This window comes from Amycolatopsis sp. 195334CR, from assembly GCF_017309385.1.
In the GTDB taxonomy this organism is placed as follows: domain Bacteria; phylum Actinomycetota; class Actinomycetes; order Mycobacteriales; family Pseudonocardiaceae; genus Amycolatopsis.
In genome coordinates this window covers 2,211,597-2,228,271 of the sequence record NZ_JAFJMJ010000001.1, presented here as the reverse complement: position 1 = coordinate 2,228,271, position 16,675 = coordinate 2,211,597, and the positions used below count along the sequence as shown (strand labels likewise).

The window sequence follows — 16,675 nt, the reverse complement described above, 5'->3', positions numbered from 1 at the left end:
CCGGGGTCAGCGCTCAGTGAGCCGGACCAGCGGCAGGCGCGTCAACCCGGCCTCACCCGACTGTTCCAGGAACGCGACCGCGGTGCGGCCGTCCACGTCGATGGTGGCGATGGCGTTGCCGAAGTGCGGGCCGGAGGTGCGCGTCCAGTGCAGCGGCAGCGGTGGCACCCCGGCGCGGCGGGCCAGCGCGTCGGCCACCTTCTCCGCCGAGCGCCACCAGCCGAGCCGGAACACCAGCCGCATGAACCAGGGCACCGTGTTGTGCAGCGGGGAACAGGTCAGCTGGTTGATCGCGGCGGGCACCTCCGGGGTGTACCCGGCCTTGGCGATGTAGGCGTGGTGCACGTCGCCGGAGAGCACGGAGATCGACGCCGGCCCGCGCTCGCCCCGGCCGGTGCGGCTGATCAGGTCGGAGAGCCGGTCGAACGAGGTGCGGAAGGCCGACCAGTGCTCGAGGTCGCCGGTCTGGCGGACCCATTCGGCGATCCGCCCGCGCCACCCCGGCCGTTCGCAGGCCCGTTCGTTGGCGGACTGCAGCTGCGCCAGCGAACGGGGCAGCAACCACGGCAGCGAGGTCCCGATCAGCAGGTGGTCGTACTCGCCCTCGGCGTTGTGCTCGATCCAGGCGAACTCGTCCTCGTCGACCATCGACCGGTGGCCGTCGTGCAGCAGGCGCCCCGCCCTGGTGTCGATCACCAGCAGCCGGACCGGGCCGAAGTCCCGGCGGTACGACCACCGGGCGCCCTTCTTGCCGTCGGCCTCGGCGTCGGCCTGGCGGGCGAACTCCCGCAGCGCGGGCAGGTTGTCCTCGCCGGATTTGGTGACCTGGCGGAACATCGGGTCGTCGGCAAGTTCCGCCGGCGAGAGGTTGCCGATGTGCTGGTAGATCCAGTACGAGGCGAGCGCGCCCTGGATGCGCTGGGGCCACCAGTCGAGCCGGGCCATCTGGTGGCGCCAGGTCTCGGAGGTGTTCCAGTCGTCGCGCACGTCGTGGTCGTCGAAGATCATCGAGGTGGGCACGGTGGAGAGCAGCCAGCGCAGCCAGTCGTCGTGCCACGCCTCGTGGTAGAGCCGCGCGTACTCCTCGAAGTCCGCCATTTCGTTGCCCGGCGGCTCACTGGTGTCCCGCTTCGTGCGCAGCCAGGCCCGCATCTGCTCGGTGGTCTCGTCGGCGTAGACCTGATCTCCCAGCAGCAGCAAGGATTCCGGCCATTCGGCCTCGTCCAGCACGGCCATCCGGCGGGCGTAGGCGACCAGTGCGTCGTAGCCGAGCGAGGGCATCTCCCTCGGTTTGCGGCAGGACCCGAAGACGATCCGGAATCGTCCGTCCTCTTCGGACAGCGTGCGGATGCGGGGAGCGGGGCGGGTGTAATCCGGCGGCGGCCAGGCCACCTCGTCGTCCAGCCGGACCTGGTACGCGGTGCTGGTCGCCGGTTCGAGCCCGGTGATCACCACCAGCGCGTAGTGGCGGCCGCCCGCTTCGAAGGTGGGTGCCTCGGCACCGAGCACGCGCACGGTGCACGGGCCGTCGGTCTCCACCCAGACGGTGGCGGAATCCTCGTTCACATGCCGCAGCAGCGGGCCCAGCACCAGCTCGGTCATCTTCTCGTCCGCTCCTCACAGAACTGCCAGAGCGCTTCGCGCTGCGCGGCGGTTTCGCGGGTTCGCCGCAGGTAGTGCGCCGGACGCGGCGCGCGGTCGTGCCAGAACTGCCCGGTGGTCTCCGCGCGGCCGCCCTCCTCGGCGGCGGCCAGCCAGACCACGGTGTCGGCGCCCTGCTCGGCGTCCCGCAGCAGCGGGCCCATCACCTTGGCGAAGCCGGGCAGGGAGTCGGTCACCCCGGGGGTGGCGGCCCAGCCGGGGTGGGTGCTGTGCACGGCGATCCCGTCGCACTCCAGCCGCCGCCCCCAGAGCCGGGCGAGCACCACCTGCATGCGCTTGGTCCTGGCGTAGGCCTTGGTGCCGTTGTACTCGCCCTCGCGGTACTGCGGATCGTCGACGCGCAGTGGCTGTGAGTACATGCCGCCGGAGGAGACGAAGATGACCCGGCCCGGTTCGCCCGCGCGCAGGGCCGGGGTGAGCAGCTCGGTCAGCAGGTGCGGGCCGAGCACGTGGGTGGCGAGGGTGACCTCGTTGCCCTGCGCGGTTTCCGTGCGCTCCGGCGGCATCGTGCCCGCGTTGTGCACGAGCACGTCGACCTCGGTGACGGTGGCGGCGAACCGGCGCACGTCGTCCAAATCGGACACATCGCACCGGTCGACCTCGACCGGGGCGCCGGGCACCTCGGCCAGGATGTCCGTTTTGGCCTGTTCGCCGCGTTCAGCGCTGCGGACCACCAGGTGCACCTCGGCGCCGAGGCGGGCCATCCCGGTGGCCGCGGCCTTGCCCAGCCCCGAGTTCGCCCCGGTGATCAGCACCCGCTTGCCGCGCAAGGCATCCGGTGGGAGTGGGTCCCAGAACCGCTGGCGCAGCAGGAAACCCAGTTTGGTGTAACCGGGAACGACGGCGCGATCCGCGACCACGTCCAGGACTCTCGGGAGCACGCTCACGGCTAATACCGTGCCAGGCCCGACGCGGTTTCGCAGCGCTCCGGTCAGGGGTACTGCGTCGGCTTCGTGGGCCGTTCGGCGTAGTCGGGCTCGCGCGCGGCGATCACCTCGGGATCGCAGAGTTCCCGGAGCACCGCGAATCCCTGCGGGCTGCCGGTCCAGTGGTGGTGGATCGGGCCCATGCCGACCTGGCGCGCGATCGAGCGCAGCGTCGCGGTGGCGAGGATGGCGTCGTCACGCCTGCCGACCGCGGGCACGAAGTCGGGCACCAGGTCGATCGGCGAGGCGAGGTAGGCGAACACCAGGCTGATCCGGATCCGCACCCCGCCCGGCATGCTCTTGTCGGCGGCCAGGCTGCGCAGCAGGCGGAGCACGTCGGGCAGCAGCCGCACCGCCTCGGGCAGCAGCTTGCCCCTCGGCCGCCAGACCACCAGCGCGAGCAGCAGCGCGGGCCAGAGCAGCAACAGGCCGAGCACCAGGCCGAACACCATGTCGATCCAGAAAATGCCGGTCATGTCCCCCATTGTCCCGAACCGCCGGGTGTGCGGTCATCCGGCAAGTCCCCTAGGTGTTCCTACTCAGCCCCAGCCGAGTTCGTGCAGGCGGGCGTCGTCGATGCCGAAGTGGTGGGCGATCTCGTGCACCACGGTGATCAGCACCTCCTCGACCACCTCCGCCTCCGACGAGCACATCGCCAGCAGCGGCTGCCGGTAGATCGAGATCCGGTCCGGCAGCACCCCGCCGTAGTCGGAGTTGCGCTCGGTCAGCGCGATCCCGTGGTAGAGCCCGAGGATGCCCGGCTCCTCGTCGTTGAACTCCTCGACCAGCACCACCACGTTGTCCATCGCGGCGGCGAACTGCGGCGGGACCTCGTCCAGCGCCTCGGCGACCAGTTCCTCGAACCGCGCGAGCGTCATCTCGACCGGCATCAGGTCCCCGGCGGTGGCTGCGGGGTGTCCGGCGGCAGCGGCGACTCGACGCCGGACGGCGGAACCTGCTCGTGGTTGTCGGCGGGCGGCTCGTTGCCCGCGTTCGGGTCGGCCGGGACCGCGGAGGTCGGCGGCGGCTCCGGGGTGGCGGTGGAGGTCTTCGGCGCCTGGCCGTCGGAGTGCAGGCTGCCGGTGACCGGCGCCAGCCCGCTGCCGTCCTCCAGCTTCGCGCCCACCTTGCAGTTGACCTTGGTGGACCCGGCTTCCCAGCTCTCGGCCTCGCGCAGGTCCCAGGTCAGGATGAGCTTCTTCTCGGTCAGGTTCGCCCCGCCGGTGTACTCCTCGGCGATCTTGCTGCACTCGGTGTCCAGCCAGGTCTTCTGGTCGTCCTCCGAGGGCACCTCGTCGCCGTCGAACTTGTCCGCCAGGTCCAGCAGCCCGATGATCTCGTAGGCGTGCGGCTGGGCGCAGTCGATCGGGTCGCCGACGGTCTTGCCGGTCAGCGCCAGGCAGGTGCCCACCTGCCAGACGTTGGACTGGTCCTCGTCGGCCGCCTTGCCGGTCAGCTTCTGCAGCTGCCCGCCGGGCGCGGCCCACTGGAGCCCGCACCGCAACTGGCGGTCACCGTCTGCCCACTCCTGCTCACTCGGGTGGAGGACGCCGATCGACAGCTTGCCCTTCGGGTCGAGTGGTTTCCCCAGATACGTCTCGGCGGTTTCGCCGCAGCGCTCCTCGCCGAGCTTGCGCCACTGCGCCAGGTCCGGCGACGGCACGCCGGGCGGGTACTGCGGTGCGACGTCCACCACACCGAACACCTCGAACAGGTGCGGCTGCTCGCAGCCGACCTTCTTCGCGTCGCCGGCGTCCGGGAGTTCCCAGGTCAGGCAGCTGCCGGGGGGAGAGTGGAAGGCCTCGCGCGCGGCCTTCTCGGCCTCCGAGCGGCCACCGCCGCCACCACCGGTGATGTCCTCGTTCCCCCAGGAGAACAGCACGCTGAGCGAGAGCGCGATGATCGCGCCCAGCGACACCCCGGCCATCAGCAGCCAGGTCCGCAAGCGTTCGTTCCGGGAACGGAACCGTTCCGATTCGGCAGACATCTACTCCATGATGCCTGCGCCGCCCAAATGCGCCAGCATTCGGGTGACTAGTGTGGGCAGGGCGAAGTGCGGTTGGCCAGCGGTTACGGAGCGCTCGATGACGGAGAACACACCTGGGGGAGCGCAGCCCCCCGACCAGCCAAGGCGCGGATCCATGCGCTTCCAGGACGCGGAGAACACCACTCCCCGCGAACCCACCCTGGCGGAGCAGCGGGCCCGCAGGCAGGCGCTCGCCGCCGAGCGCGACCGGGAGATCGCCGAACAGCAGGCGCGCGCCGAAGCCGAGCGCAAGGCGTCCACCAAGCGCAAGGTGCTGATCGGCAGCGGGGTGACCGTGGGCCTGGTCGGCCTGGTCGCCGCCTGGTACATCGCGGCCACGCCGGACGAGGTCACCGCGACCTGCGTCGGTTCCGACGACGTGGTCACCGACAACGACGACTACTGCGACGAGGGCTACGCCACCAGCCACGGCGGGTACTACAACCACAGCACCGGGTTCATGTTCATCCCCATCCCCGGCGGTGGTTACAACCAGTACCACTACAACTACGGCGGCACCGGCGCGCCGGGGCAGAAGATCAGCGGCGGGTCCTACACCGCGCCCTCGAACGCCAACGTGACCACCAAGTCCGGCAAGTCGGTGCAGCGCGGCGGCTTCGGCATCAGCAACAAGGGCTCCAGCGGCACCGGCAAGAGCGGGGGCTCCTGACTTGCACAGGGAAACCAGCACTCCCCGGCGGGACTGGCAGCGCACCGTCGAGGAGCAGGGCCTGGTGTTCGGCACGCCCGCGCGGTACGGCAGCGGGCAGTCGCGGCCCTACTGGGACGAGTCGGTCCACTACGTGCTGCCGATGGACGAGGTGCTCTCGGTCGAGGCCGACGTCGAACTGCTGCACTCGATGTGCCTGGAAGCGGTCGACAACGTCATCCTGACCGAGCGCTACCGCGACTTCGGCATCCCGGAGTGGGTCTGGCCGCACATCGCCGAGTCGTGGAAGCGCCGCGACCCGCACGTGTACGGCCGCTTCGACCTGCGCTACGACGGCAAGAGCCCGGCCAAGCTGCTGGAGTACAACGCCGACACCCCGACCTCGCTGCTCGAGGCCGCGGTCGTGCAGTGGTACTGGAAGACCGAGGTCTTCCCGGACGACGACCAGTGGAACTCCATCCACGAGAAGCTGGTCGAGCGCTGGGCCGAGGTCGGCGAGCTGCTGCCGTCGAAGGAGCTGCACTTCAGCTGGTCCACCGCCGACCCGACCGGCGAGGACCACATCACCACCTCCTACCTGCAGGAGACCGCCGCCGAGGCGGGGCTGGACACGGTCGGCCTGGCCATCGAGGAGGTCGGCTGGGACCCGGTGCTCAAGCGGTTCGTCGACCTCGAAGAGGCCCCGATGAACACGCTGGTGAAGCTCTACCCGTGGGAGTGGGTGGTCGAGGAGGAGTTCGGCCGCTACGCGGTCGAGTCGCTGCCGCGCACGCTGTGGGTCGAGCCGCTGTGGAAGATGCTGCTGTCGAACAAGGCGCTGCTGGCGATCCTCTGGGAGAACTACCCCGGGCACCCGAACCTGCTGCCCGCCTTCAACGACGACCCCGGCCTGCTCACCGAGTACGTGCGCAAGCCGAAGCTGGGCCGTGAAGGCGCCAACGTGCAGATCGTGGCCACCGGCTACGAGACGCAGACCGGTGGGGTCTACGGCGCGGAGGGCTACGTCTACCAGGCGTTCGACCCGCTGCCCGAGTTCGACGGCTTCCGCCCGGCGCTGGGCGCGTGGATCGTCGGCGACAACGCGGCCGGCCTCGGCATCCGCGAAACCGCCGGTCTGGTGACCGACGACGGCGCCGCGTTCATCCCGCACCGCATCCCCGAGTAACGCGCGAATCGGGTGATCAGGCACAATCCGCGCTGATCACCCGCCCTAGCACCTGGGAGTACCTGTGACGACGACTCTCGCCCTGTCCGAGACCTTCGGCTCGGACCTGGTCCGCGGCATCGGCGCGATCCTGCTCTACGGCGTGATCGGCCTGCTGCTCATGCTGATCGGGTTCTACGCCATCGACTGGACCACCCCGGGCAAGCTGTCCGACCTGGTCCGCCGCGGGCTGCCGAACGCCGTGATCGTCACCGCCTCCGGGCTGCTGTCGATGGCGTTCATCGTGGTGGTGGCGATCTTCAACTCGGCCAGCGACCTGACCGAGGGCCTGATCACCTCGCTGGTCTACGGCCTGCTCGGCATCGTGGTCCAGGTGCTGGCCGTGCGCCTGCTGGAGTGGGCCACCCGGATCGACGTCGGCTCCACCATCGAAAGCGAGAAGTTCGCCCCGGCGAGCGTCGTGGTCGCGGCCGCGCACCTCGCCCTCGGTCTTGTGGTGGCCGTCGGCATCAGCTGATAGCAGGGTCCGCCTTCCACTAGCGTGGGAGACGTGCGCCTGCTGAGGACACCGGACGACCGGTTCACGGACCTGCCCGACTTCGACTTCCCCGTGTTCTACGCGGACCTGGAAGACCCTGCCTGCGGCATCGTCAGAATGTCCTACGTGGAGGCGGGGCCGCCGGACGGACCGGCGGTTCTGCTCCTGCACGGCGAGCCGACCTGGTCGTTCCTCTACCGCAAGGTGCTGCCGGTGCTGGCCGACGCCGGCCTCCGGGCGATCGCGCCCGACCTGGTCGGCTTCGGCCGGTCGGACAAGCCCGCCGACATCGTCGACCACTCCTACGCCCGGCACGTGGAGTGGGTCAGGTCACTCGTCTTCGACGCGCTGGACCTGCGCGACGTGACCATCGTCGGCCAGGACTGGGGTGGCCTGATCGGGCTGCGCCTGGCCGCGGAGAACCTCGGCCGGGTGGCCGGGGTGGTGGCGGCCAACACCGGCCTGCCCACCGGCGACCACGACATGCCCGCCGAATGGCACGCCTTCCGCAAGGTGATGGAGAACGCGCAGATCATGGACATCGCGCGGTTCGTCCAGGCCGGGACCAAGACCAAGCTGACCGACGCCGAGCGCGCCGCCTACGACGCGCCGTTCCCCAACGAGATGTACAAGGCGGGCCCGCGGGCCATGCCGGGCCTGGTGCCGATCACCCCGGACGACCCGGCGAGCGCGGCGAACCGGCTCGCCCTGGCCACGCTGACCACCGCCGACCTGCCGATCCTGTCCGCCTTCTCCGACAGCGACCCGATCACCGCCGGCTGGGAGCCCGAGGTGCGCAAGCTCCGCGGCGCCGCCGGGCTGGACCACCCGACGATCCGCGGGGCCGGTCACTTCCTCCAGGAGGACGCGGGCGCCGAGCTGGGGCGGGTGGTGGCGGGTTTCGTCGCCGGGCCTGCGACTACGCTCACCTCTCGTGATTGACCCCAGGACACTCCGCGAAGACCCGGAAGCCGTGCGCGCGTCGCAGCGCGCCCGTGGTGAGGACGAGGGCGTGGTCGGCAAACTGCTCGACCTCGACGCCCGCCGCCGGTCCGCGATCGCGAGTGCCGACTCCCTGCGCGCCGAGCAGAAGCAGCTCGGCAAGCAGATCGGCCGGGCGAAGGGTGAGGAGCGCGACGCGCTGCTGGCCCGGGGCAAGGAGCTGGCCGCGCAGGTGAAGGCCGCCGAGGCCGAGCAGTCGCAGTCCTCGGAGGAGTTCGAGGAGCTCCACCGGCTGGTGCCGAACGTGGTGCACGCCGACGCGCCGGTGGGCGGTGAAGAGGACTTCACCGTGCTCAAGCACGTCGGCACGCCGCGTGAGTTCGACTTCGGCGTCAAGGACCACCTGGAGCTGTGCGAGGGGCTCGACGCACTCGACATGGAACGCGGCGCGAAGGTGTCGGGTTCGCGGTTCTACTTCCTCAAGGGCGTCGGCGCGCAGCTGCAGCTGGCCCTGCTGAACATGGCCTCGGCGCAGGCCGCGGAGAACGGCTTCACGCTGATGATCACCCCGGTGCTGGTGCGCCCGGAGATCATGGCGGGCACCGGGTTCCTCGGCGCGCACTCGTCGGAGGTCTACCGGCTGCGCGACGACGACCTGTACCTGGTCGGCACCTCGGAGGTCTCGCTCGCCGGGTACCACGCGGACGAGATCCTCGACCTGTCGAACGGGCCCGCCCGGTACGCCGGCTGGTCGTCCTGCTTCCGCCGCGAGGCCGGGTCGTACGGCAAGGACACCCGCGGCATCATCCGCGTGCACCAGTTCGACAAGGTGGAGATGTTCACCTACTGCCGTCCCGAGGACGCGGAGGCCGAGCACGCCCGCCTGCTCGACTGGGAGGAGCAGATGCTGGCCAAGATCGAGGTGCCCTACCGGGTGATCGACACCGCCACCGGCGACCTGGGCACCTCGGCCGCGCGGAAGTTCGACTGCGAGGCGTGGGTGCCCTCGCAGCAGGCCTACCGCGAGCTGACCTCGACCTCGAACTGCACCACGTTCCAGGCGCGGCGGCTCGGCGTGCGGTACCGCGACGAGAACGGCAAGCCGCAGACCGCGGCCACGCTGAACGGCACGCTGGCCACCACCCGGTGGATCGTGGCGATCCTGGAGAACCACCAGCAGCTGGACGGCTCGATCCGGCTTCCCGAGGCCCTTCGACCCTATTTCGCCGGTCGTGAGGTGCTCTCCCCAGTACGGTGAGCGCATGTTCCGCCGGACCGTCCTGCTCGCCGCCGCCCTGCTGCTGACCGCCTGCACCACGCAGGTCGGCGGCAGCGCGCGGCCGGCGCAGGACGGTCCGCTGCTCACCGGGCTCGCCGCGCTGCAGCCGTGCGAGATCTTCACCCCGGAGCAGATCGCGTACCTGGAGCTGGAGAACCCGCAGTACTACCCGGCCGAGGTGAAGCGCAGGATCCCGCACGGCTGCCGCTGGACGGTCAAGGACGGCGGCAGCGTCGACGTCGGCATCAGCACGCCCGAGGTCACCGTGCGCGAGTACATGGCGGGCGCGGTGGCGGACACCTCGTTCGAGGCGGGCGGCCTGCCGTGGCAGGTGTACCAGGGCGTGGTGCTGGAGTCGCTGTGCGACCTGGTGGTCGAGTTCCCGGACACCAGCTGGATCCGGGTCGGCAGCAGCGACTTCTCCGGGGACGGGGACCCGTGCCGGGTGGCGAAGCTGGCCGCGCCGTTCGTCGCCGGGAAGCTGCCCGGCGGCGCGCCGGCGCCGCCCCCGCCGCCGAAGCAGGAGTCGCCGCTGGCCGGGCAGGACCCGTGCGCGACGCTCACCACGCAGGAAGCCGAGCAGATCGGCCTGCTGGCGTCGAGCGTGAAGCCGTTCCCCGCCGGCGAGACCTCCGACGGCTGCCAGTGGTCACCGGCCGACGAGAGCGGCGGCCGCGAGGACATCACGGTGACCTTCGAGAACGACCAGTCGGTGGAAGAGTCGGCGGCGGGGGAGAAACCGGACGCCGAGGAGGAACTGGGGGGCCGCCGGTGGAACGTCTACGACAAACCGGCCGAGATCAACGGGATGTGCCGGGTGGCCACGGCCACCTCGGAGACCTCGCACGTGGCGATCATGTCGAGCAACTTCGCCGACGAGAGCAAGTCCTGCGAGCTGGCGAAGGCCGCCGCGCCACTGGTCGCGGCGAAGCTGCCGGGTTCGTGAGGCGGTTCGTCGCGCTGGCCGCGGTGCTGGTGCTGGCGGGTGGCTGCGCGGCGAAGGTGCCCGGCCAGGCGCTCCCTGGTGCGCCGCCGCCGAAACCGGTCGCGAACGACCCGTGCGCGCTGCTCACACCCGAGCACGTGAAGCGGCTGGACCTGGTCGAGCCGGGGGTGGGCAAACCGGCGAACCCGAAGCTGGAGCTGCCGCCGATCTGCGAGTGGAAGCAGGCCACCGACGACCGGCGTGACCCGGTGAGCGTGGGTCTGAGCACCGACATGAGCCTGCGTGACTACTTCGGCGGCTCGAAGGCCGGGGAGACGGTCGAGCTGGGCGGGTTCACCTGGACCCGGTACCTGGACGAGCTGCTGGGCGAGAGCTACTGCACCTACGCCACCGAACTGTCCGCACGATCGTTCGTATTTGTCGGTTCCGGGGATCGGCGGACGCCGGAGAAGTCCTGCGAGCCGGTGCGCGAGGCCGTGCAGCTGGTCGCGTCGCAGCTGCCCGGCGGGCAGCCCGCCCCACCGCCCCCGGCGCCGAGCCCGCTGGCTTCGGTGGACGGCTGCGCGTTGCTCACCCAGTCCCAGGCCGACGAGCTGAGCCTCCGGCCGAACCCGCGCAAGCTGGAGAAGGGCTGGGTCGCCAGCCTTCCCGGGGGCTGCGAGTGGCAGGTGTCCGGGAACAGCGAGTTCGACGTGCTGACGGTGATGGTCTCGCCGGACCGTTCGGCCGACGAGCTGGACTACCACTACAAGGCGTCCGGCGAGACCTTCGACGCGGGCGGGCGCACCTGGGCCCTGCACCCCGGCGGGGACCGCGCGTGCTCGGCGATGCTCGCCTACGACGACAAGTCCGCCGTCCTGATCAACCGCGCCGACAGCGACAACGGCCCCTACTGCGACGAGGTCAAGAAGGCCGCCCCCCTGATCACCGCGAACCTGCCCGCCTGAATGCTATGAGTGGGGCATTACTTGCAATCAACGCAAGTAATGCCCCACTCATAGCATTGGGCTGAGGCCCGTCAGACCTGGTCGGCCACGTGCTTGGCGATCTCCAGCGCGCTGGTCGCCGCCGGGGACGGGGCGTTGAGCACGTGCACCTGGTTCGGCGCCGTCTCGATCAGGAAGTCGTCGACCATCGAGCCGTCCGGCAGCAGCGCCTGCGCCCGCACCCCGGAACCGTGGCGCACGATGTCCTCCGGCCGCACCGCCGGCACCAGCTTCGCCAGGCTGTTCGCGAACCGCTTCTTCGAGAACGACCGGCGCACCTCGTCCAGGCCGATCGGGTACGCGTACTTCTTCGCCAGCCGCCAGATGCCGGGGAACCGCGCCACCTCGGCCAGGTCGGCGGGCGAGATGTCGCCCCAGCGGTACCCCTCGCGGCGCAGCGCCAGCACGGCGTTCGGCCCGGCGTGCACGCTGCCGTCGAGCATCCGCGTCAGGTGCACGCCGAGGAACGGCAGCGACGCGTCCGGCACCGGGTAGATCAGCCCGCGCACCAGGTGGCGGCGGTCCTCGCGCAGTTCGTAGTACTCACCGCGGAACGGCACGATGCGTGCCTTCGGGGTCAGCCCGGCCAGCCGCGCGATCCGGTCCGAGTGCAGCCCGGCGCAGTTGACCAGCGCGTCGGCCCGCAGCACCTCGGTGCCGGTGGCGACCTCCACCTTCGAGCCCCGGCTGCGGATGCCCAGCGCGGGCGTGCCCAGCCGCAGGTCGGCGCCGGCTTCTTCGAGCAGGCGCACCAGCGCGCGGCAGACCCCGGGGAAGTCGATGATGCCGGTGGACTCCACCCGCAGCGCGCTGACGCAGGCGACCTCGGGCTCGTAGTCGCGGGCTTCCTCGGCGCTGATCAGCTTCGCCGGCACGCCGTTGGCCTCGGCGCGCTGGGCCAGCACGCCCAGCGCGGGCAGCTCGGCGTCGGAGGTGGCCACCACCAGCTTGCCGCAGACCTCGACGCCGACGCCGTGCTCCTTGGCGAAGTCGATGATCGACCGGTTGCCCGCCACCGACATGCGGGCCTTGAACGAGCCCGGCTTGTAGTACAACCCGGCGTGCACCACGTTCGAGTTGTGCCCGGTCTGGTGGGCTGCCCAGTGGTCTTCCTTCTCCAGCACGGTGACCTGGTCGCCGCGGCGGGTCAGTTCCCACGCCGTGGCCAGTCCGATGATCCCGCCGCCGATGACAACAACGTTCTTGCGCACGGTCCCGCAGCGTACGTGAGGCGCTCCGGTGACTCCGCACGCGTCAACCTAACGAGCGTCAGGTACAGTACCTAACCGATGTCAGGTAAGCGGTTGAGCCGGGTGGAGCGCCGGGAGCGCATTCTGGCCGCGGCGGCGGAGGTGTTCGCCGAGCGCGGCTACGACGGCGCGGGCATGCGCGAGGTCGCCACCCGCGCCGGGATCAGCACGCCGGTGCTCTACGACCACTTCCCGGCCAAGGCGCAGCTGTACTCCGGGCTGCTGCAGTCCGAAGTGGACAAACTGCAGGCGGCCTGGGGCGAACTACCGGAACCGGGGGACGCCGAGGAGTTGTTCACCACCGTGGTGGACGCCATCTTCGGCTGGATCGAGCACCACGAACAGGGCTGGCGGATGATCTTCGCCGAGGCGCCGGTGGACCCGGCGGTGGCCGAGGTGCACCGCCGGGCGCAGGCCCGTGCCACGGAGAAGCTGGCCGAGCTGTTCGCCATCGTGCCGCTGCGCACCGACCTCGACCGCACGCGCGCGAACGAGTTGTTCGCCGAGACCTACAAGAGCGCGGTCAACGCGATCGCCGGCTGGTGGTGGCACAACCGCGACCTGCCGCGCGCGCACGTGGTCGCGCTGACCACCGACCTGCTGTGGCACGGGCTGCGGCGGCTGACGGAATTACCCGAGGAGGCACCGTGACGGCGACCGAGCGTTACCGCGAAGGCGGCGAGAAGGCGGACCTGGAGCTGGTGATGAGCGCGTTCGCCGAGGACGCGGTGCTGATCTCCCCGCTGACCGACCGCCTGCGGTTCACCGGCAAGGACGAGATCGCGCGGATCGTCGCGGTCGCCTTCACCAAGATCGAGGGCATGCGGTTCCACACCGACACCGGCGACGAGCACACCCGCGCGCTGGTCTACACGGGACGGATCAACGGCGTGCCGATCGAGGAGTCGGCGGTGGCGCGGCTCGACGACGACGGGCTGATCCGGGAGCTGACCCTGTTCGTCCGGCCGCTGCCCGCGCTGGTCGAGCTGATGGGCGCGTTCGGCCCGGAACTGGCCCGCCGCAACGACCGCCCGGCCGCGGCGAAAGCGTTGGGCGCACTGGTCAAACCGCTGATCGGGATGGTGCGTTCCGGGGACAGGTTCGCCCTGCCGCTGGTCATGCCCCGGCGGCGTCGAGCGCCAGGGGCGGGCTGAGCGACTGCCCGCGCGCGTAGGCCCGGTCGAAGGTCTCGTCACCGAGGTGCTCGCGGACCGCGGCCGAGACGCGCGCGACGTCGGCGTCACCGGCGACCGCGACCCCGCGCAGGGCGACCGCGGCGCCGAGCAGGAACGCGGCCCGTTCCGGATCGCCGTGGCGCAGGGCGATCCCGGCGAGGCCGTCGACGGCGTCGGCCGCCGCGGTGTGGTCGCGGGCGCTGACCGGCGCGGCGAGTGCTTCGCGGTACCGGAGCTCGGCTGCTTCGACGGCACCCGTGGCCTCGTCGATCCGACCCTCGGTGACCAGCAACTGCGCGTGGATCATCTCCTGCGTGAACCCGGCGACCGGGCATTCCGCGCGTGACCGTGCGAGGAGTTCGCGGGCCAGTGCGAACTGGCCGCGGAGCCGGGCGATGTCGGCGAGCCCGTGGTACGCCGAGGACAGCGCGTCCGGCGTGCCCGCTCGGCGGGCCAGCGCGATCGCGCGTTCGTAGTCGGCCTCCGCGCCGGTGAGGTCGCCGTGCACCCGGCGGCGGTCGGCGCGCTGGTAGAGCAGCTCGGTGGTGTCGTCGGTGGCGCCGATCAGCTCGGTCAGCGCGAGCGCCTCGTCGGACAGCGACACCGAGGCGGGCAGGTCGCCGCGCCTGCCGAGCAGCAGCGCGTAGTGGCTCAGCGCGAGCGACAGGCCCCAGCGCTCACCCAGCGCGCGGTAGGCGTCGACGGCGGCGCTGAGCAGCCGTTCGGCCTCGGTGTTGTCGCCCTGGAGCATGCGCTTGAGGCCGGTGCCCATGAGCGCGAGGCCCTGGCTCCACGGATCACCCGCGAAGCCCTCCGGCCCGAGGCGGTCGGCCGGGGTCCCGGGATCGGGCGGCCCGGCGACCAGGCCGACCACCATCGCGACCATCGGGTACCGCGGCGGTTCGCGCCAGTCGCGGGCGAACCGGCGGACCGCTTCGAGGTGCGGGGCGAGCTGCTCGTGCGCCGGCGTGCCGATGGCCGCGTTGCCCACGCACAACACGAACTCGTCGTGCAGGCCGGGCGGCGGTTCGGGGCCGACGCGCAGCGCGACGTCCTGGCTGAGCATCGAGCCCTCGGACCGGCGCCCGCGCATCCACCAGTACGTGCACAACGGCGCCACGAGCCGCAGGGCCAGCGCCGGATCGGTGTCGGTGGCCCAGCGCAACGCGGCGAGCAGGTTCTCGTAGTCCGCGTCCAGCGCGGCGAGCCAGTCGAGCTGGTCCGCGCTGCGGAGGTGTGGCTCGGCTGTTTCGGCGAAGGCGAGGAAGTGCTCGGCGTGGGCGCGTCGCAGCTGCTCGGTTTCGCCAGCCTCCGCGAGTTTCTCCGCGCCGAAGGCCTTGATCGTTTCGAGCATCCGGTACCGGCCGTCCGGTCCGAGGTCCACCAGGGACTTCTCGGCCAGTTCGCCGATCTCCCCGGCACCGCAGACGGCCGCGACGGCGTCCGCGGTGGCCCCGCCCGCGAACACCGCGAGGCGACGCGCAAGCGTTTGCTCCTCGGGTTCGAGCAGGTCCCAGCTCCATTCGACGACCGCGCGGAGCGTGCGGTGGCGTGGGGCGGCGGTCCGATCGCCGCGCGAAAGCAGGGTGAAGCGGTCGTCCAGGCGCACGGCGATTTCACCGAGCGGCAGCGAGCGGACGCGGGCGGCGGCGAGTTCGACGGCCAGCGGGAGCCCGTCCAAGGCCGCGCAGACGCGCTGCACGTCGCCCACGGTCCGGTCGTCGACGGTGAAGCCGGGGCGCACGGCGGCGGCTCGTTCGGCGAACAGCCGCACGGCCGGGTAGGTCACCGCGTCGGCGGGCGGTACACCCGGCGGGGCCACCGGCAGCGGGGTCACGGCCAGCGTGGTCTCCCCGGTGATCGCCAGCGGCTCGCGGCTGGTCGCCAGCACCCGCAGCGCCGGGCAGGCGGCCAGCAGCCGGGCGGTGAGCTCGGCGGCCTCGTCCACCACGTGCTCGCAGTTGTCCAGCACCAGCAGCAGGTTCCTGGTGGCCAGCGCGGCGGCCAGGCGGTCGGCGGGCGGGGTCGCCGGGCGGTCGGCGGGAAAGGTGCCCTCGCGCAGGCCGAGTGCGCTGAGCACGGCCTGCGCGACGTCGGCGTCGATCGGGGCCAGTTCGACCAGGCAGGTCTCGGCGGGCCAGGCCCGCGCGGCCTCGATCGCCAGCCGGGTCTTGCCCGCTCCGCCGGGACCGGTGAGCGTGACCAGCCTGCCGTCGCCGAGGAGCGTGCCCACTTGGCGGAGTTCGACGGACCGGCCGACGAAGCTGGTCAGCGCGGCGGGCAGCGTGTTCTTCCGTGGTTCGGGCGGGTTTTCGGCGCGCAGCACGGCCAGGTGGATCGCGGCCAGCTCCGGTGACGGGTCGGCACCCAGTTCCTCGGCGAGCGTGCGCCGGGCGTCCTCGAACGCGGCCAGCGCCTCGGCCCGCCTGCCCCCGGCGTGCAACGCGCGGACCAGCTGACCGCGCAGGCGTTCGCGCAACGGGTGCGCGGCGATCAGCGCGCCGAGTTCGGCGACCAGTGCCTGGTGCGCACCGGTGCCGAGGTCGGCGTCGATCCGGTCCTCCAGCGCGGCCAGCCGCAGTTCCTCCAGCCGGGCCGCGGCGGCCGCGGCGAACGGCGCGTCGGCCAGCGCGGGACCACGCCAGAGCGCCAGCGCGTCCCCGAGTCGCGCGGCGGCGCCCGCGTGGTCCCCGGCGGCCAGCGCGCGGCGGCCGTGGTCCGCGAGCTGTTCGAACCGGTGCGCGTCCAGTGCCTCCACCTGGGCCGCGTCGAGCCGGTACCCGGCGGGCAGCAGCTCCACCGAGATCCCGGCCTGGCGCAGGCGGGACACCTGCGACTGCAGGGCGTTCACCGGGTTCGACGGCGGCCGCTCGCCGTAGAGGCCGTCGAGCAGCCTCTCGGCGGAGACCACCCGGCCCGCGTCGAGCAGCAGCAGCGTGAGCAGGGCGCGCACCCGCGGCCCGCCCACCGGCAGCGGGTCGCCGGTGGCGGTGAGGACCTCCGTCGGGCCGAGGATGCCGAACCGCACCCGCTCATCCTCCCCGGGTGGTGTGCCGGGGAGGGTGCTGGGGGACGGGAAACGCCGCCGATATCCCGCCCCCCAGCGGCTC

General features: G+C 71.7%; 16 protein-coding genes. 9 read left to right on the top strand and 7 right to left on the bottom strand.

The genetic code is table 11. The features are described 5' to 3' along the window. Positions 1 to 6 precede the first annotated feature (6 nt). The 5 genes from JYK18_RS10885 to JYK18_RS10865 form a co-directional block, all read right to left on the bottom strand. Complete coding sequence (locus JYK18_RS10885) at positions 7 to 1,602, bottom strand: alkaline phosphatase D family protein (RefSeq protein ID WP_206801973.1); 1,596 nt, start codon at positions 1,600 to 1,602, stop codon at positions 7 to 9. Further along, positions 1,599 to 2,549, bottom strand: a complete 951-nt coding sequence (locus JYK18_RS10880) for an SDR family NAD(P)-dependent oxidoreductase (RefSeq protein ID WP_206801972.1) — start codon at positions 2,547 to 2,549, stop codon at positions 1,599 to 1,601. The genes JYK18_RS10885 and JYK18_RS10880 overlap by 4 nt, the downstream gene beginning before the upstream one ends. A gap of 44 nt (positions 2,550 to 2,593) precedes the next feature. Beyond that, positions 2,594 to 3,064 carry a YkvA family protein gene (locus JYK18_RS10875; protein WP_206801971.1) on the bottom strand — a complete coding sequence of 157 codons (471 nt, stop codon included), beginning with the start codon at positions 3,062 to 3,064 and terminating at the stop codon, positions 2,594 to 2,596. 63 nt (positions 3,065 to 3,127) lie between these two features. Continuing rightward, positions 3,128 to 3,478: a metallopeptidase family protein gene (locus tag JYK18_RS10870; RefSeq protein ID WP_206801970.1), complete on the bottom strand. Its 351-nt coding sequence runs from the start codon at positions 3,476 to 3,478 to the stop codon at positions 3,128 to 3,130. After that, positions 3,478 to 4,575 carry a septum formation family protein gene (locus JYK18_RS10865; RefSeq protein WP_206801969.1) on the bottom strand — a complete coding sequence of 366 codons (1,098 nt, stop codon included), beginning with the start codon at positions 4,573 to 4,575 and terminating at the stop codon, positions 3,478 to 3,480. The genes JYK18_RS10870 and JYK18_RS10865 overlap by 1 nt, the downstream gene beginning before the upstream one ends. A gap of 154 nt (positions 4,576 to 4,729) precedes the next feature. Here JYK18_RS10865 and JYK18_RS10860 point away from each other — a divergent pair, with 154 nt between their 5' ends. From JYK18_RS10860 to JYK18_RS10830, 7 genes are all read left to right on the top strand, one after another. Further along, positions 4,730 to 5,284: a hypothetical protein gene (locus JYK18_RS10860; protein ID WP_374195005.1), complete on the top strand. Its 555-nt coding sequence runs from the start codon at positions 4,730 to 4,732 to the stop codon at positions 5,282 to 5,284. 1 nt (position 5,285) lies between these two features. After that, the gene (locus JYK18_RS10855; protein WP_206801967.1) at positions 5,286 to 6,449 is read left to right on the top strand and encodes a glutathionylspermidine synthase family protein; all 1,164 of its coding nucleotides are present in this window, start codon (positions 5,286 to 5,288) and stop codon (positions 6,447 to 6,449) included. Positions 6,450 to 6,513: 64 nt separating this feature from the next. Then, positions 6,514 to 6,966, top strand: coding sequence for a DUF350 domain-containing protein (locus JYK18_RS10850; protein ID WP_206801966.1), 453 nt, complete (start codon positions 6,514 to 6,516; stop codon positions 6,964 to 6,966). A gap of 33 nt (positions 6,967 to 6,999) precedes the next feature. Continuing rightward, complete coding sequence (locus JYK18_RS10845) at positions 7,000 to 7,929, top strand: haloalkane dehalogenase (RefSeq protein ID WP_206801965.1); 930 nt, start codon at positions 7,000 to 7,002, stop codon at positions 7,927 to 7,929. After that, positions 7,922 to 9,187: a serine--tRNA ligase gene (serS, locus tag JYK18_RS10840; RefSeq protein WP_206801964.1), complete on the top strand. Its 1,266-nt coding sequence runs from the start codon at positions 7,922 to 7,924 to the stop codon at positions 9,185 to 9,187. The genes JYK18_RS10845 and serS overlap by 8 nt, the downstream gene beginning before the upstream one ends. A gap of 4 nt (positions 9,188 to 9,191) precedes the next feature. Then, positions 9,192 to 10,154, top strand: coding sequence for a DUF3558 family protein (locus tag JYK18_RS10835; RefSeq protein WP_206801963.1), 963 nt, complete (start codon positions 9,192 to 9,194; stop codon positions 10,152 to 10,154). After that, positions 10,151 to 11,101, top strand: coding sequence for a DUF3558 family protein (locus tag JYK18_RS10830; RefSeq protein WP_206801962.1), 951 nt, complete (start codon positions 10,151 to 10,153; stop codon positions 11,099 to 11,101). Before JYK18_RS10835 ends, JYK18_RS10830 begins: the two co-directional genes overlap by 4 nt. Positions 11,102 to 11,172: 71 nt before the next feature. On the opposite strand, the gene lhgO is transcribed toward JYK18_RS10830, so the two are convergent. Then, the gene (gene lhgO, locus JYK18_RS10825; RefSeq protein WP_206801961.1) at positions 11,173 to 12,351 is read right to left on the bottom strand and encodes an L-2-hydroxyglutarate oxidase; all 1,179 of its coding nucleotides are present in this window, start codon (positions 12,349 to 12,351) and stop codon (positions 11,173 to 11,175) included. Between the two features lie 78 nt (positions 12,352 to 12,429). Between lhgO and JYK18_RS10820 the strand changes: the two genes are divergently transcribed. After that, positions 12,430 to 13,041: a TetR/AcrR family transcriptional regulator gene (locus JYK18_RS10820; protein ID WP_206801960.1), complete on the top strand. Its 612-nt coding sequence runs from the start codon at positions 12,430 to 12,432 to the stop codon at positions 13,039 to 13,041. Continuing rightward, positions 13,038 to 13,544, top strand: a complete 507-nt coding sequence (locus JYK18_RS10815) for a nuclear transport factor 2 family protein (RefSeq protein ID WP_307795859.1) — start codon at positions 13,038 to 13,040, stop codon at positions 13,542 to 13,544. The genes JYK18_RS10820 and JYK18_RS10815 overlap by 4 nt, the downstream gene beginning before the upstream one ends. Here the strand turns inward: JYK18_RS10815 and JYK18_RS10810 are convergent. Beyond that, positions 13,507 to 16,593, bottom strand: a complete 3,087-nt coding sequence (locus JYK18_RS10810; RefSeq protein WP_206801959.1) for a BTAD domain-containing putative transcriptional regulator — start codon at positions 16,591 to 16,593, stop codon at positions 13,507 to 13,509. The two genes, JYK18_RS10815 and JYK18_RS10810, sit on opposite strands and share 38 nt — an antisense overlap. Positions 16,594 to 16,675: the final 82 nt, after the last annotated feature.